The sequence below is a fragment of the Nocardia sp. NPDC055002 genome (assembly GCF_053608825.1).
Map to the genome: position 1 here is coordinate 901,949 of NZ_JBSGWE010000004.1, position 15,246 is coordinate 917,194.

A 15,246-nucleotide genomic window follows, 5' to 3' on the forward strand; every position below is an offset into this window, starting at 1 on the left:
TCGTTATCCAGATCCGGAGATATCAATGGCGCTGCCATCACAAGAAGAATGTAATCAGAACGATCCCGAGGACGCCTTCGTATGGGCATTCGTCGGTTTGCCGGGCCCTCGCAACGGCCCCATGCTGGTTCCTCAGCAGGTGCTCGGGAAATGGTCGAAGCATCTGTGGGAACTGGGGTTTCGACATCACCCGGAAGCGCAGCAGTTGGAGTACCACCCTGCAGTAGCGGGTTCGGAGCATTGGATCTCCCAGGCGGGCAACTGGGTCCCGATCGGTACCCCGCGCCCACCGGAAGTCACGCTGGGCTCGGTTGCCGATCTCAGTGTTGACGAACGCCGCGAACTCGTGCGACAGCTCCATGAATCCGGGGAGTTGGCGCATCTGGTCGATGCGCGATCCTTGGAACCGGATTTGGCGCAGGACGGTACCTTCGATGGGCCTCAGCCGTGACCAGCCCTGATCGTGCGATGCCCGCGGGGGCGCTGACCGGACCAGGTGGCAGAACGGTCGGCACCATCGGCAAGCTTTCCCAAGATTCGATGAAGTCGGTCGTCTCAGGGGACATCGTCAAGTCGTTCAGCGGCATCTCGGTGAATCTGGGCTCCGCTGTCGACGCGGGCGTAAAGCGGTTCGCGGCTGATCTCTGCGATGCGGTGACCGGTGCCACCGGGGGGCTGATCAATCTCGGAGGCTGGGCCCGGGACCTGCGCGCCGAAGCCGATCAAGCACTCCAGGATTCGGCACGGGCGCAGCAAACTGCTCAGGGTGCGCAGGTGACCGCGGATGGCCAGACCACGATCATCAAAGCGACGAACTCGCGCGTGCAGGTCGTGATCGACGGGCTTCCGGTCAAGCCCTATTGGGAATCGATGAACCTCACCGAGGAGACCTCGTTTCCGCGCAACTTCCTGCAGCGTGCCGCTTGGGAGCTTTCGGCGAGCAACGGTGCCGTGGTCTCCAACTACGTGCCGAGCTACACGCCGGCGGCGAACTCGCTGGAGGGGGCGTTCATTCGCTGTCTGTACAGCGGCGGGCGGAAGGTGGTCAGCTACATTCCGGATGCTGTTACCTCCCCGTGCGAGTTGTATGTCGTCGTCGGTCGAATGCTGGACAACGGTGACATCAAGATCGAGTGGGTATCGCCGAACCAGACGCCACTCATCACCGGCGCTCGCGGCGAGCAGACCGTCGAGATGCCGGCCGAATTGATGTTCGAGCAGGGTGAGTCGGCATTCGTCGGAATTCATCAGCGCGGCGGCGGAAATCGCAGGCCGCTGCTGGGGATCGAGGCGGTCGACATCCCGCGCCCGGCAACGGTGTGGCCGCCCCAGGTGAACGCGCAGTTCAGCACCTCGTCGCTGTTGTCGGCGGGAGTGACACTCGCCGCGGGAACCCTGTCGTTCGCGTCACGGAGGACGCCCTACATTTCGATTGGAAAGGCCTCTGTCACAGGGGATCCGGTCAAATTGTCGTTCTTCGAGGACTTCGAAAACGGGATGCCGACCGCCTTGGTTCGGATGTCGGCGCGGTTTGCCACCACCGCCGACGGCGTCTTTCAGGTCGATGGCATGGACGACGGTTTGCGTCGGTATCTCTACGGGCAGAAGCTCAATTACGACGACCAGATGGTGACCGGGCGGATTCGAACCCCGTCGGATTTCAGTGCCCGGCTGTTCCTCCGTTCCGATGCGGCCAACAGCAGTTATGTGTCGTTGTCGGTGACGAGTTCGGCGATCGTGATCGTGCGCTGGACCAGCGGTTCCAACGGCACGGCGCTGGCCGCGCTGCAGACTTCGGTCGGTGACAATGTCGAAGTTCGCCTCAGGGCGGTTGGCAATGTCTACACCGCCGAACGCAAGATCGGCGGGGTGTGGACCGCGGTATTGGTGCATACCGATACCGCGAACACGCTGCCATCGGGGCCCGCGTACCGCTATACCGGTCTGGGTACCGAGCGTCAGTCGTGGACCGACGGTGGTGGCTGGGGCGACTGGCAGGCGGAAGACCTGTGACCAGCCCCGACAACAGGTTCCCCGAGGGCGCGTATTCCGGAGTCTCGGGGTCACGCAGCATCGCCAGACTCGGCGGGACCACCCAGCAGTCGATGCAGACAGCGATGCGCGCGCAGGTGATGCGCGCCTATGCCGATATCCCGTTCAACTTCGCCAAGGGGGTACAGGCGGGACTGCACGAACTGGCTGCCGCGCTCTGTGACGCGATCACCGGCTTCACCGGCGGGTTGATCAACCTCGGCGACTGGGCTCGCGCATCACGCGCTCATGCTCAGGAGGCGCGGGAGCAGGCGGCGACCGCGCGTGATTCGGCCGATGTCGCCGAGGAAGCTGTGGTGCAGACCGCCGAGGTGGTCCAGGCGACGAACTCGCAGGTCCAGGTGGTCATCGACGGCCTACCGGTGAAGCCGTACTGGGACTCGATGAATCTCACCGAGGAAGCATCGTTTCCGCGCTGCATGCTGCACCGACGGGTGTGGGACCACGCCACGGTCTCGAAACCTGGATACGTCCCGTACACCTACACATACGTCGCCGGCTACGACGCCAACGGCTATCCGATATATGCCGACCACACGGTCCACGCCCGGTACGAGCCGTCATATACGCCGCAGGCGAACACCCTCGACGGTGCGTTCATCCGATGCCGGTACAGCGGTGGTCGCAAGGTCGTCACGTTCATCGTGGACGCGGTGAGCAATCCGTGTGAGCTGTATGTGGTGGTCGGCCGGATGTCGGTGAACGGTGACATCCGGATCGAATGGGTGTCGCCGAATCAGACGCTGAGCATCACCAACTCACGACTCGAGCGTTCCGTCGAACTGCCGAACGAGCTCGTTTTCGACGTGGGGGAGACCGCATTCGTCGGTATTCACCAACGGGGAGGCGGTAATCCGCGTCCGCTGCTCGGCACCAATTCCACTGATCTGCCGCGAGCACCCGGTGCCTGGCCGCCCCGGCCGAGTGCTCGGTTCGCGGCATCAGGAGCGTTGGTGGCCGGTGCGACTGTGGCGGCGGGGTCGATGAGCTTCACCTCGAACTCGGTGCCGTATGTGGCACTCAGCAAGAGTCTGGTCGCCGGTCCGCCGTCGAAGCTGGTCTTCTACGAGAACTTCGACTCGGGTTCGCTACCAGTGGCTTTGGGTCAGGTATCGAGCTTGCCCGCGACGGTGTCCGGCGGGGTATTCGTGGTGTCCGGTGGTACCGACGGCATTCGGCGCTATCTCTACGGCCAGACACTCAATTACGACGATGTGATGGTGACGGGCCGGATCATCAGCCCCTCGGTGCGTCACGCCTGGCTGATGCTGCGGTCGACGCCGGACAACAAGAGTTTCGTTTCACTCAATGTGACCCAGTCCACTGTGTCGATCTTCAAATACGAAAACGGCGTCTGGACAGCACTTTCCAGCGTCGAGACGGCGATCGCGGGCGGCGATGTGGTGCGGCTACGTGCAACGAACAACCTGTTCACAGCTCAGCGCAAAACCGCTTCGGGATGGGACGACGTGCTCACCTACACCGACACCACCGGCACCCTCCCCAGCGGTCCGCGCACTCGCTACACCGGCCTGGGCAACGAGCGCGCCGACTGGGTGAACGGCGGCGGCTGGGACTACTGGAAAGCAGAGGATCTATGACAACCACCGTGACGGTCGACGGCCAGGAACTGGCCTTCGCCGTGGAGAACAACATGCTCGTCGTGTCGATCGTCGCCGACGGCATCGCGAGCAGGCGCGGCAGCATCTTCATCGGTGCGCTGGAACCTGAGCCAGGGCCGGTCTATATCGAGCCGGATCCTGTTGCGCCACAACCGGAACCATCGTCCTGAAATGGAACCCCATGTCTGAACAGAAGCAATTCGGCTATGACCCGACGAACCTCACCCTCGTGCTCTCCAAGGGTGCCGACTTCGTGCACACCGTGGCACTGGAATCGGGTGCGGTATTTCCAGCCGAAACCAAGGTCCGGATCGTGCTGGTGAATGCGTCGGAAACGGTGCTCGACACCTGGCAAGCGGTAGTCAGCGCGACCGAGGCGAAATTCGTCATCGGATCGGAGCTGGCCGACGCCATCGCCGCGGGCGCGAAATATCGCCTGTACGTGTCTTACCCGACCACGCCGACCACTGAATACCTCTGGTTCTACGGAGCCGTTCGCCGCAAGCAGTAATCGACTCACATTCCACTATCTCTCCAGGAGGAATCCCATGGCTATCGCAGTTGCTACCACTCGCCAGGCGCTCGCCGACGCTTACAAGAACGTCGCGGGTTCGAACACCGTCTACATCAGCGTGCACACCGCTGATCCGGGCACCACCGGTGCCAATGAAGCGAGCGGCGGTTCGCCCGCCTACGCCCGCAAGCAGTCGACCTGGACCTCCGGCACCGGCGGTGTGGTCACCGGTTCGCAGGTCACCCTCGATCTGCCGGCGGGCTCCTATACCTACGTCGGTCTGTGGAAGACGCTCGCCGGTGGTGCCGCTGACTTCATCGACAAGGTCGCGATCAGTGCCACCACTCTGGGTGCTCAGGGCCAGCTGCTGATCACCCCCACCTTTACTCAGAGCTGACGGAGGGCGCCGCATGGCTACGCAACAATCGACGGTGCGGGCCACATTGCCGGCGCCGTCCACAGCTGTCGTGACGCCGCCCGGTACCTCGGTCACCACCTCTCGGTCGCCGGCAGTGCCGATGGTCGTTCTTCGCGATGACGTACCGATTATCGAGCCGTACATCGTCGCCGGGTACATCGGCAGCGGTGCTCTCGTCGCGCGACTCGACACTGTGCGAGCGCAGGTTTCGGCACAGCCGACAGCGGGTGGCCAGGCAACAGCGGCAACCTCGCCGCGCGCCGGTGCATCCAGCACCGCAGGCGGGCTGGGGCGGCTGGTCGCGAAGGTCGTTGTCAAGTCAGGGAAGGTTCTGCTCGATGCGGGTCTGACTGCGGTCGGTGATTCAACTGTACTGCTGAACACCCACCTGCCCAGGGCCTTCGTCGCTGAGGGAGTCGCGTGCGCTGAGATGGTCGTGATCAGCAGCGCTGAAGCATTGTTCGGCGGCGACGGGCGGTTCTCCGGTCTGAAACCGTTTGATCTTGCGTTCGCCGGTGACGGCAGTCTCGCGGTCGCAGCGGCGGCCGCTGGGCCAGTTGTCGTCGCCGGTGGCCAGTCGGGAGAAGGCTCGTTGTCCACTCGGACCGGACAACCGGTCGCTCTTGGTGGCGGCGGGGTGCTCGCAGCAGTGCAAGGTGCGCCTGTCGGTACCGCCGGTTCGGGTGGGCTTGTCGCGGCAAGTAGCGCCAAGGCGGGAGTCGACATGGCACACGCCGGGATCGGACAGTTGTCGATGGTCACGGTGCCGAGCTTTTCGCCTGCCGGAATGACCAAGTCCTCGGCATGGACCCAGATGACAGACAAGCAGACCAATGTGACCGGCTGGGCCGCCGACACCGCGACCTATCCCGGGTCTGCGGTCCAGTCGGACGGCGTTGTCGCTCAGTCCGCGAAAGCTGCTGCAACACTGAGCGCTTCGATCGTCTTCACTGCGGCCGCGGCTGTGAGTGTCAACGTCACGCTGCAGTTGACGGTCAACAACGCTGTTGTCGCGACGGGTACTGCCACGGCAGTCCCCTCCAGCGGGTCGGGCACCGTGAGCGTGTCGACAGTCCGCGCCATCGCGGCCGGCGACGTGGTCCGGGTCCAGGCGATGGGCAATCAGTTCCTCGCGCAGTTCAACCCGACGGCACAGGCGAATCCGGCGTCGTATGTACGAATCACCTGAGGCGTGATCCGAGGGTGCGCTATCGGTCCGATCGACTCAGCGCTGCACAAGAGCGCTGTGTCGAGGAAATCGGTAGCCGAATCAGACTGCCTCATTCGATAGAAAGGAATCGAACAATTTCGAAACTTGTTCGTATCGCAGTGAATTCCAATCCTGAATGGACGACCATTCGGGTGCCTCGGCAGGCTCGGCCGGTTAGGGCGCGACGTGCCGGTGGCGTGGTCATCGGCTGGCCGCCGGGCCCTGAACCTACTTCCGATGTCGTCGTTTACAGCACGTACTGGGAGGTTCCGAGTAACGCTCTGGCGGGTGAGGAGACCTATCTGATTCGTCGCGGTGTTCTGCCCGACCAAGCAGCGGGTCACCCCGGTGAGCCGCCGAGCGACGAGGTGAGCGAATCTGGGATGTCCGGTGCCACTGCGTTTTTCGCGGAGGACTCCGAGTTCTTCTGGATCTATCGTGACTTGTTCCAGTCCGGTACCGGCTACCCGCCCAACCGCGTCTGACAGATCAGAATCGACAGTTTCGCTACGGAACTGGTGTGCACTGGAATCAGTGCTCGGCCCGCACCCCATGACTGGGGTGCGGGCCGTTTCGTCGTTTCCGCACTTGGATTCGGGCGGGATCAAGAGCTGAGGTCGGCGGGAGTGGGGACAACGATGCCGTAGAGGTCGGTGATGGTGGCCAGGGCGCTGGTGTGGAGTTGAGCTGCGGGGACCTCGCCGAGGGGGCGGGTGGCACAGGCTGAGGCGACCACGGTGGGGGTATTGCCTCGGAGGAAGGCGCCTTCGGTGGTGAAGGTGACGCACATGTGGGTCATGAAGCCGGCGATGATGAGGTTGGTGTTGCCTGTGGCGTCGACCAATTCGGCGAGGTCGGTGTTCACGAAGGCGTTGGGGACGGATTTGACGACGGTGGGTTCGTTCGAGGTCGGGGACAGCTGGGGATGGATTCGGCCGATGTCGGTGGTGATGTCGTAGGGGGTGTCTTTGCCGCCGTCGTTGATGACGTGGATGACGGGGGTGCCCGCCGCCCTGGCCGCGGTGAGGAGTTCGGTGGCCGCGTCGAGGGCTTGCTTCCAGCCGGTCAGTTCCATGACGCCCTGGGTGTAGGTGTTCTGGTAGTCGACCAGGACGAGGGTGGAGTTGGTCAGGGAGGCGGGGGTTTCGTCGAAGCCGTTGAGTGCGCGCAGGGTCGTGGAGGTCATGGGATCCACGGTATGGACAGCGCTCTATGTCGGCAATGTCATGTAACCTGCAGATTCGGACACGGAGGTGGTGGGTGACTGAGCGGCTCGTGGTGATCGTGTTGTTCGATCGGGTGGATCTGCTCGACGTCACAGGGCCGCCGGAGGTGTTCTCGCTGTTGCAGCGGGAAATGGACGATCCGACGGGGTATCGGGTGGTGCTGGCCGCCGAGTCGATGGAGGCGGTGACCACCTCGGCGGGGGTGCGGATTCTGCCGGATGTGACGTTCGCCGAGCTGGGACGGGTGGACACGGTGGTGGTGCCGGGGGCGGTGGAGACGGACAGTCATCGGCGGGTCAGCGCGGTGGTCGACCCGGGGGTGGTCGCGGCCGTGTCGCGGTTGGCCGAGGGGGCTCGGCGGGTGGCTTCGGTGTGCGTCGGTGCGCATATTCTGGCGGCCGCGGGGCTGCTCGACGGGAAGCGAGCGACCACGCATTGGTCGACCGCGCAGCAATTGGCCGCCGAGCATCCGGAGGTCATCGTCGATGCGGATCCGATCTACATTCGCGACGAAAATGTCTGGACCGGAGCGGGACTCACCGCGTGCCTGGATCTCACGCTGGCCTTGGTGGCCGACGATTTCGGGGACGAATTGGCGTTGCGGGTTGCTCGCCAGCTGGTGATGTATCTGAAACGGCCGAGCGGGCAGAGTCAGTTCAGTGTGTCGCTCGAGCCGGTATCGACCACGCGCAGGATCGAGGATCTGCGGCACTACATCGCGCGCAATATCGCGAAGCCGCTCACGGTGACCGACCTCGCCGAGCAGGTCCATGTCAGTGAACGCCAGCTCACGCGCATCTTTCGCACCGAACTCGGGATGACGCCCGCGGCCTATATCGAGTCGGCGCGGGTGGAAGTGGCGCGGCATCGGCTCGAGACGAGCGACGAAACGCTCCAACGGATCGCTGCCGCTTGCGGTTTCAACACCATCGACACGCTTGCCCGCGCTTTCCGTCGCCAGCTCGATACGACACCCAACGAGTACCGCCGCCGATTTCGTATCGGGTGACTCACTATGATCTCTGTCGGGACATTTGCCGGTGAGGATATGAGTAACAAGGGGTTTCGAGTATGGGAACGGGTATCGCGGAGGAATGGTCGACGGGCTCGGCTACGCCGGTGTTGTGGGGGTTGACGAACTTGATACGGCTGGTGGCGGGCCTGTTGGCCTCCTGAGGATTTGTCTTGCCCCCCTTTCATCGGTCTTCTGCCGGGGGTTCTTCCGCTGTTAAACATCTTGTGCGGCGGAAATCCGCGGCAAATCTGAACAATGAGGGGTTCACAATGAGCAAGATTCGTGTCTTCGGTGTGGCTATGGCTGCGGCGGCGAGCATCGCCGTGCTCGGTGCGGGTACGGCGTCGGCGGAAGAGCCCGCGCCCAGCACCGGGTCGTCGGAGCAGCTGGCCGCGATCCTGGCCTCGCTGACCTCGGGGTCGGGCGAGGAAGCCGAAGACGTTGTCGAGGAAGAGGCCGAGACCGGGTCGGCCGACGGTCTCGCCGCGCTCCTGGAGCAGCTGACGTCCGGGTCGGGCGAGGCTGCCGAGTAACTCCTGAGGAATCGCGAGTCCCCCGTCGCTGCGGCGACCGGGGGACTCGCTGTGTTTCACCGCACCGGGATCAGGCGGTACAGCCACCACGGGCGGCTCGGGAACGCGGGGTCGTAGATGCGCAGCATCATGCGCCGCTCCAGCCCGGTGCTGCGTTCGCGTAGGCGCAGGTGGCGCCGCGCGATGTCCTGTGAGCGAACCTCGCTGGTCCAGATCTGATCCCAATCGGGGGACTGGCCGCACGATTCGGTGATGGCGGTGACGCGCTGGGTGGGGGCGAGCGGGGCGAGCATGCGGAAGGCGTGGACCAGAAGCTGGGCTTCGGTGGTCCAGTCGAGGTAGACCTTCTTCGCCACGGGGTTGAGGAACATCCACTCGAGCACGTTCACGCCGGCGCCGAGACCGGGGAACAGGCGCTGATAGTCGGAGTTCGCGGCGAGCATGTCCATGGTCGGGAAGCGCGTGAGGCAGGCGGGGTGGGTGAGGCTGGCGAGGTCGGCCAGGTCTTCGGCCGACGGAGCGGTGGGCGCTGCGCCGGATTCGACGGCAGGTAAACCGAGAACCAGGATGGGCTTGCGATACCAGAGTGGCACGTCCAGGCCGTCGAAAAGTCGTTGCAGCATGGCGGGATTCGGCACGAGTGTCCCGGATTCGATCTGGCTGATCAGCAGTGGTGCGAGCTGTGTGCGGTTGGCGAGCTCGGTCCGCGCGAGTCCCGCGGCCAGCCGCCGTTCACGCAAATACACACTGAGCGCCGTGCTGTCAGCCATCCCAACCCCCGAGCCTCACCCCGACCGACGGTAGATCCCAGGGTACGCCGGGTGGGTCACCGAACGGCGGTGAACCGGCGCCCGAAGAAGCCCCGCCCGGCGGCACGACCGCCGAGCACGTCAGCTCGTCGGGTCCGGGTGCTCACCGCGTCGAAAGTGGACTGAGCGGGCATGTTCGCCCGGCGTTCATCTCGTCACGGTTGTCCGTAACCAGCCCGTGATAGGAAGGGCCGACCCACTTCGAAGGAGATTTTTCATGGATGGCCTGATGTACTTCCTCACGACGCTCGCGGCACTCGGTAGCGGCTCCGCATAGAGGCAGAGACAGAAAACGGGCCGGAGCTGAATGCTCCGGCCCGTTCTGCTGATCACGCAAGAACATGGGTAACTCACCGGGAACCGGCTAACTACCTGCGTTCCGTCCCGCCGGCCGCGTCCCGAACCAGACAATCACCTGAGTCTGGCTTGAATACGCGGAGAGGCGGATCAGAAGGCGGCTTCGTCCAGGTCCATGATGTCGTTGTCCAGGTTGGCGAGGATCGCGCGAGTGGCGGTCAGCTCGGGCAGGACGTTGCGGGCGAAGAACTGCGCCGAGGCGACCTTGCCGGTGTAGAAGGCGACATCGGAGCCGGTGGCGCCGTTGTCGAGGGCGGCCAGCGCGATCTCGGCCTGGTTCAGCAGCATCCAGCCGATGAACAGGTCGCCGACGGCCATCAGGAAACGCACCGAACCCAGGCCGACCTTGTACAGCTCGGTCGGCTGCTCCTGCGCGCCCATCAGGTGGCCGGTCAGGGTGGCGGCCATGGTCTGCACGTCCTCGAGCGCGGTGGCGAGCAGCTTGCGCTCACCCTTGAGGCGCTCGTTGGCGGAGTCGGACTCCAGGAACTTCTGGATCTGGCCCGCCACGTGGGCCAGGGCCACACCGCGGTCACGCGCGATCTTGCGGAAGAAGAAGTCCTGCGCCTGGATGGCGGTGGTGCCCTCGTACAGCGAGTCGATCTTGGCGTCGCGGATGTACTGCTCGATGGGGTAGTCCTGCAGGAAGCCGGAGCCACCGAAGGTCTGCAGCGAATCGGTCAGGTACTGGTAGGCGCGCTCGGAGCCGACACCCTTGACGATCGGGAGCAGCAGGTCGTTCACGCGGAACGCGACGTCCTTGTCGGCACCCGAGACGACCTCGGCGATTTCCGGGTTCTGGTGCGCGGCGGTGTAGAGGTAGATCGCGCGCAGGCCCTCGGCGTACGCCTTCTGGGTGGCCAGCGAACGACGCACGTCCGGGTGGTGGGTGATGGTCACGCGGGGCGCGGCCTTGTCGGTCATCTGGGTCAGGTCGGCACCCTGGACGCGGGTCTTGGCGTACTCCAGCGCGTTCAGGTAACCGGTCGACAGGGTGGCGATGGCCTTGGTGCCCACCATCATGCGAGCGTTCTCGATGACGTCGAACATCTGCGCGATGCCGTTGTGCACCTCGCCGACCAGCCAGCCCTTGGCGGGCACGCCGTGGCCGCCGAAGGTGACCTCACAGGTGGTGGAGGCCTTGATGCCCATCTTGTGCTCGACGTTGGTGACGAAGACGCCGTTGCGGTCGCCGTAGGTCTCGGTGTCGAAGTCGAAGTGGGTCTTCGGGACGTAGAACAGCGACAGGCCCTTGGTGCCCGGTCCGGCGCCCTCGGGGCGAGCCAGCACCAGGTGCATGATGTTCTCGAACATGTCGTCGGAGTCGGCCGAGGTGATGAAGCGCTTCACACCCTCGATGTGCCAGGTGCCGTCTTCCTGCTTGATCGCCTTGGTGCGACCGGCGCCGACGTCGGAACCGGCGTCCGGCTCGGTCAGCACCATGGTGGCGCCCCAGTTGCGGTCGGCGATCTTGGCGGCCCACTTCTTCTGCTCATCGGTGCCGTTGTTGTAGAACACCTGGGCGAAACCGGCGCCCGCGGCGTACATCTGGATGGGCGGGTTGGCGCCGAGAACCATTTCCGACAGGGCCCACGCGACGGCGGACGGGGCAGCGAGGCCACCCAGCTCCTCGTTCAGCGGAACCTTGGCCCACTCGCCGTCTTCGAGCGCCTTGTAGGACTTCTTGAAGGCCTCGGGCAGCTTCACGGAGTGGGTGTTCGGGTCGAACACCGGCGGGTTGCGGTCGGCGTCGGCGAAGGACTCGGCCAGCGGGCCCTCGGCCAGGCGGCGGACCTCGGAGAGCATTTCCTTGACGGTGTCGGTGTCCAGGTCGCCGAAGGCGCCTGCGTCGAGCACCTTGTCGATGCCGAGGACCTCGAAGAGGTTGAACTCGAGGTCGCGAACGTTTGCCTTGTAGTGGCCCATGTGAGTACTCACTCTCCATTGAGTTCTGGTGCGGTCGGTGGTGTGCCGTTCCCGCCCGTCGCCGGTTTTCCGCATGCTACTCGCGGGTAACTTATTCACCATATTACCGGTGGGTAATCGTCTCGGCAAAGGGGTGGGCGGCAATGTGATGTGAAAAACACGCGCGGCTGCGGAAACGTTGCTCGCCGCGACCTCGGGGCTACCGTGAGATGTGCGCATCGAGACGACTGTGGGACCGGCCGAGATCGAGCTCGACGAGGTGGGTGATCCGGCGTTCCTGCTGGTGATCACGCACGGGGCCGGTGGCGGTGTCGATGCGAAAGACATTCTGGCCGTGCGTGACTCGGCCATCGAAGCGGGCGGGGCGGTAGCTCGGGTGGTGCAGCCCTATCGGGTTGCCGGGCGGCGAGCACCGGGGAACGCGGAGAAGCAGGACGAGGCATGGCTCGAGATCGTCGCGGCCTCGAGGGCCCGGTTTCCGGGGGTGCCGATTGTTCAGGGGGGTCGCAGCAACGGGGCGCGGGTGGCGTGCCGGACAGCGGTGGAGGTCGGGGCGAGGGGCGTGATCGCGCTGTCGTTCCCGCTCCATCCGCCGGGCAAGCCGGAGAAGAGCAGGCGCGATGAGCTGCTGGCGCCCGGAGAAATCGAGGTGGTGGTGATCAACGGGGGTAGTGACCCGTTCGGGGTGCCCGACGCCGCCGACGCCGCCGAAGTGCGCGTGATCCCCAAGCAGGCGCACTCGTTCCGCACCGGATTCGACGTCATCGCGGCGACCGTTGCCCCCTGGTTCGCCCGCTGGGCGCAGTGATCAGACGGGGGGCTCGGGGATCGGGCGTTCCGCGATGAGCAGGGAATCTATGGCGTCAGGGCCTTCGGTGGGACGGAAGACCTCGTGGGCGACGGTGATGATGACGTCGTCGCGGTCCAGGTCGGCGCGGAGGTCTTCGGGAGAGAACAGGATCTCCGCTTCCTGGGGGCCGCCGTAGCCGTCGGCGATATTGCGGGCGGCGTGACCGAGGACCAGCAGCATGCCGCCGGGGACGAGCATGGCGGACAGCTGGTGCAGCAGAGCGCGGCGCTCGCCGGCGGGGAGGTGGACGAACACCATGAGGATCAGCTCGAACGGGCCGGTGATGTCGGCGGCTTCGAGGTCGGTGATATCGGCCGTCTGCCAGTGCACCCGGGAGCGGACCGATCGCGACAGGCGAGCCGCGACTGTCCTGCCCTTGTCGATCCCCACCTGGGAGAAGTCGACAGCGGTCACCTGCCAGCCGTGAGTAGCCAGCCAGAGTGCGTGGCGGCCTTCGCCACAGGCCAGGTCGAGAGCCCGCGGGAGTGACGGCGCCACCCCCGATTCGTCGGGGAGCAGGGGGATTCTGCGGTCGAGGCCGTACACATGTTCGACGACGGTGCTGTTCGGCGGTGCGCCCCACACCAATTCACTCCGCGCATACCGCGCATCCCAATCCGCCGCATTCATGAGTCGAGTGTAGGACCGGCGAACGCCTTCAGAGGGTGGTGCGCATCAATACCACGTTGTACTGGGTGTGGATGGTGGTCATGAAGTAGAGGTCACGGCCGGTTTGGTACGGGAAGATCGACGGGGCGTACGCGGTGGGGAGTTCGCGGGCGTCGATCAGGACCTCGGGGGCGCTCCACGGGCCGACGGGGGAGGACGCGCGGCGCATCACCACGGAGTTGAACGGGTCGGTGGTGAGGGAGAGGAACTGGCCCAGGTACTCGTTGTACATCACCGAGAGCTCGCCGACGCCGCCCATGATGGGGGCCGCGGCGTTCACGTCGTTGAGCTTCCACTCGTGGCCGTCCCAGTACTCATAGGCGGCGAGGTTCTCGATCTGGGCTTCGGGGACGCGGGCGATGAAGGCCTCGTTGTTACGGCCGGCACGGGTGCCGTACTCGTAGACGAAGCCGCCGTCCTTCACGAAGCTGTTCATCTGGAAGTTGGCGTTGCCGCCCTCGTCGGGACGGCGGGTGTGGCCGAGATCGGCCCAGGTCTCCCCGTTGTCGGCCGACGCGGCCAGGCCGGAGAAGCTCGTGGTCCACTCGCCGGGGGCGTCCCAGGTCTTCACCGACATCAGCGACATGTACTGCACGCCGTTGGCCGAGATGCCCGCGGTGGGGATGCGGCTGATCTCGAGGAAGGGGATCTTGGGGCTGGGGATCAGGTCGCGAGCCTGGCCGATGACATCGCGCACGACACCGTCGAACATGATCCCGTCGGCCGGGTTCTGGTCGTGGCTGCGGACCAGGATGTTCGAGCGCCACGCCCAGGTGCTGCCCGCGAGCAGGTTGGGGAAGCCGATCCCCGCGGTGTCGCCGAAGGCGGTGAGCATCTCGCCACGCCCGTTGTCCCACATGATGCCGAGGTCGGTACCGAGGACGTTGTAGTTCTGGGTGTTGTTGGGGCTGGCCATGCCGGTTACCTGGAACACCGCCTGGGTGCGCCCGTGCAGGACGGGCAGGCCGTGGGTGCCGTTGAGAACGGGAATCGGGTTGATGGCGTTCGGGTTCGCGACGGCGGGAGGCGCTGCGCTCACCAGCAAGGCCGTAGTACCTGCGAGTGCGGAGAGCAGGATGGATCCGGTCTTGTTCACAGGTGTTCGAGCCTCCGGGTCGGGCCGAAATCCGGGAACGTTCCGGGTTTGCCGTCACGTACCACTCTTCGACTGGTCAGCGATCGAAGCGATGCTAACAGCCGCTAACAGTGATGTGCGGTACATCCCGTGGGTAGCTGACATGAATTCGCAGGTCGATTGCTTGTCAGTCGCTACTACTCATGGCTTTGCGCAGCAGCAATGGCAGTTGGGCCATTCGCTCGGCGGCGAAGGTGGCGCGCGAACTCCGGTGCCACGAACGGTCGAACAGGTGCTTGGCGGCGGCCACGGCGTTGCGGTCGCGGGCGGTGACGCGGTCGGCGAGGGCTTGCGCGGCCTTCACCGGGTCGTCGGCGACGTCGGTGATCAGACCGATGCGCAACGCGTAATCGGCGTCGATCGGGTCGGCCGTCATGGCCAGCAGCATGGCCTGGTCGATGCCGATGAGCTGTGACAATGTGGCGGGGCCTGTCATATCGGGAATCAGGCCGTGGGCGGCTTCCATCACCGAGAATTCGGCCGTGGGGGCGGCGATCCGGAAGTCGGCGGCCAGTGCGATCTGGAGGCCGCCACCGAAGCAGCGCCCGTGGACCGCGGCGATCACCGGGACGTCGAGGCGGCGCCAGGCCCAGCAGGCTTCCTGGAAGGTATTGGTGCCGCGCAACGGCCGCGGAAGGAATTCTCGGACGATAGCCACCGGATTGCGGGTGGCGGCCGCGATATCGAGTCCGCTACTGAAACTCGGGCCGTTCCCGGTGATGATGACGGCGCGGGTTGTCTTGTGGTCGGCCACTTTTCGGGCCGCGTCGACAAGATCGCGGAGCATTTCCAATGTGAGCCCGTTGTGTTTGCCGGGCCTGTTCAGCTCGACATAGGCGCGGCTGTTGTCGAAGCGGACGGTGATGTGGTCTCCCATATCGCTATCTTACTCGCGAGTCAGTTCGAGTGG

The 15,246-nt window shown here is 64.9% G+C and carries 17 protein-coding genes; 11 read left to right on the forward strand and 6 right to left on the reverse strand.

What is annotated here, in order from left to right:
* Positions 1 to 25: 25 nt before the first annotated feature.
* From ACWF99_RS20925 to ACWF99_RS20960, 8 genes are all read left to right on the forward strand, one after another.
* Positions 26 to 451: a phage gene 29 protein family protein gene (locus tag ACWF99_RS20925; RefSeq protein ID WP_452537136.1), complete on the forward strand. Its 426-nt coding sequence runs from the start codon at positions 26 to 28 to the stop codon at positions 449 to 451.
* The gene (locus tag ACWF99_RS20930; protein ID WP_452537137.1) at positions 448 to 2,013 is read left to right on the forward strand and encodes a hypothetical protein; all 1,566 of its coding nucleotides are present in this window, start codon (positions 448 to 450) and stop codon (positions 2,011 to 2,013) included. Before ACWF99_RS20925 ends, ACWF99_RS20930 begins: the two co-directional genes overlap by 4 nt.
* The gene (locus ACWF99_RS20935; RefSeq protein ID WP_452537138.1) at positions 2,010 to 3,653 is read left to right on the forward strand and encodes a hypothetical protein; all 1,644 of its coding nucleotides are present in this window, start codon (positions 2,010 to 2,012) and stop codon (positions 3,651 to 3,653) included. Before ACWF99_RS20930 ends, ACWF99_RS20935 begins: the two co-directional genes overlap by 4 nt.
* Positions 3,650 to 3,844: a hypothetical protein gene (locus tag ACWF99_RS20940; protein WP_378635164.1), complete on the forward strand. Its 195-nt coding sequence runs from the start codon at positions 3,650 to 3,652 to the stop codon at positions 3,842 to 3,844. The genes ACWF99_RS20935 and ACWF99_RS20940 overlap by 4 nt, the downstream gene beginning before the upstream one ends.
* Before the next feature lie 11 nt (positions 3,845 to 3,855).
* A complete protein-coding gene (locus ACWF99_RS20945; RefSeq protein WP_378635166.1) occupies positions 3,856 to 4,185 on the forward strand; it encodes an LtfC-like domain-containing protein in 330 nt (109 codons plus the stop codon).
* A gap of 37 nt (positions 4,186 to 4,222) precedes the next feature.
* On the forward strand, positions 4,223 to 4,585 hold the full coding sequence (locus ACWF99_RS20950; RefSeq protein WP_452537139.1) for a phage tail fiber protein: 363 nt from the start codon (positions 4,223 to 4,225) through the stop codon (positions 4,583 to 4,585).
* 13 nt (positions 4,586 to 4,598) lie between these two features.
* On the forward strand, positions 4,599 to 5,795 hold the full coding sequence (locus tag ACWF99_RS20955) for a hypothetical protein (RefSeq protein ID WP_452537140.1): 1,197 nt from the start codon (positions 4,599 to 4,601) through the stop codon (positions 5,793 to 5,795).
* A 218-nt stretch (positions 5,796 to 6,013) separates the two neighbouring features.
* Positions 6,014 to 6,301: a hypothetical protein gene (locus ACWF99_RS20960; RefSeq protein WP_452537141.1), complete on the forward strand. Its 288-nt coding sequence runs from the start codon at positions 6,014 to 6,016 to the stop codon at positions 6,299 to 6,301.
* Between the two features lie 119 nt (positions 6,302 to 6,420).
* Here the strand turns inward: ACWF99_RS20960 and ACWF99_RS20965 are convergent, their stop codons facing one another.
* Positions 6,421 to 7,002, reverse strand: a complete 582-nt coding sequence (locus tag ACWF99_RS20965; protein ID WP_452537142.1) for a cysteine hydrolase family protein — start codon at positions 7,000 to 7,002, stop codon at positions 6,421 to 6,423.
* Between the two features lie 74 nt (positions 7,003 to 7,076).
* Between ACWF99_RS20965 and ACWF99_RS20970 the strand changes: the two genes are divergently transcribed.
* Both ACWF99_RS20970 and ACWF99_RS20975 read left to right on the forward strand, forming a co-directional pair.
* Complete coding sequence (locus ACWF99_RS20970) at positions 7,077 to 8,051, forward strand: GlxA family transcriptional regulator (protein WP_452537143.1); 975 nt, start codon at positions 7,077 to 7,079, stop codon at positions 8,049 to 8,051.
* Between the two features lie 275 nt (positions 8,052 to 8,326).
* Positions 8,327 to 8,590, forward strand: a complete 264-nt coding sequence (locus ACWF99_RS20975) for a hypothetical protein (RefSeq protein WP_194829395.1) — start codon at positions 8,327 to 8,329, stop codon at positions 8,588 to 8,590.
* Between the two features lie 56 nt (positions 8,591 to 8,646).
* Here the strand turns inward: ACWF99_RS20975 and ACWF99_RS20980 are convergent, their stop codons facing one another.
* On the reverse strand, positions 8,647 to 9,360 hold the full coding sequence (locus ACWF99_RS20980; RefSeq protein ID WP_378635191.1) for a helix-turn-helix domain-containing protein: 714 nt from the start codon (positions 9,358 to 9,360) through the stop codon (positions 8,647 to 8,649).
* A gap of 486 nt (positions 9,361 to 9,846) precedes the next feature.
* A complete protein-coding gene (locus ACWF99_RS20985) occupies positions 9,847 to 11,682 on the reverse strand; it encodes an acyl-CoA dehydrogenase (RefSeq protein WP_452537179.1) in 1,836 nt (611 codons plus the stop codon).
* Positions 11,683 to 11,893: 211 nt separating this feature from the next.
* Between ACWF99_RS20985 and ACWF99_RS20990 the strand changes: the two genes are divergently transcribed.
* Entirely contained in the window at positions 11,894 to 12,490 is a 597-nt protein-coding gene (locus tag ACWF99_RS20990; RefSeq protein WP_452537144.1) for an alpha/beta hydrolase family protein, read from the forward strand.
* Here the strand turns inward: ACWF99_RS20990 and ACWF99_RS20995 are convergent, their stop codons facing one another.
* From ACWF99_RS20995 to ACWF99_RS21005, 3 genes are all read right to left on the reverse strand, one after another.
* Positions 12,491 to 13,162, reverse strand: a complete 672-nt coding sequence (locus tag ACWF99_RS20995) for a class I SAM-dependent methyltransferase (RefSeq protein ID WP_452537145.1) — start codon at positions 13,160 to 13,162, stop codon at positions 12,491 to 12,493.
* A gap of 28 nt (positions 13,163 to 13,190) precedes the next feature.
* The gene (locus tag ACWF99_RS21000) at positions 13,191 to 14,297 is read right to left on the reverse strand and encodes a DUF4185 domain-containing protein (RefSeq protein WP_452537146.1); all 1,107 of its coding nucleotides are present in this window, start codon (positions 14,295 to 14,297) and stop codon (positions 13,191 to 13,193) included.
* Positions 14,298 to 14,463: 166 nt separating this feature from the next.
* Complete coding sequence (locus tag ACWF99_RS21005) at positions 14,464 to 15,213, reverse strand: crotonase/enoyl-CoA hydratase family protein (protein ID WP_378635202.1); 750 nt, start codon at positions 15,211 to 15,213, stop codon at positions 14,464 to 14,466.
* Positions 15,214 to 15,246: the final 33 nt, after the last annotated feature.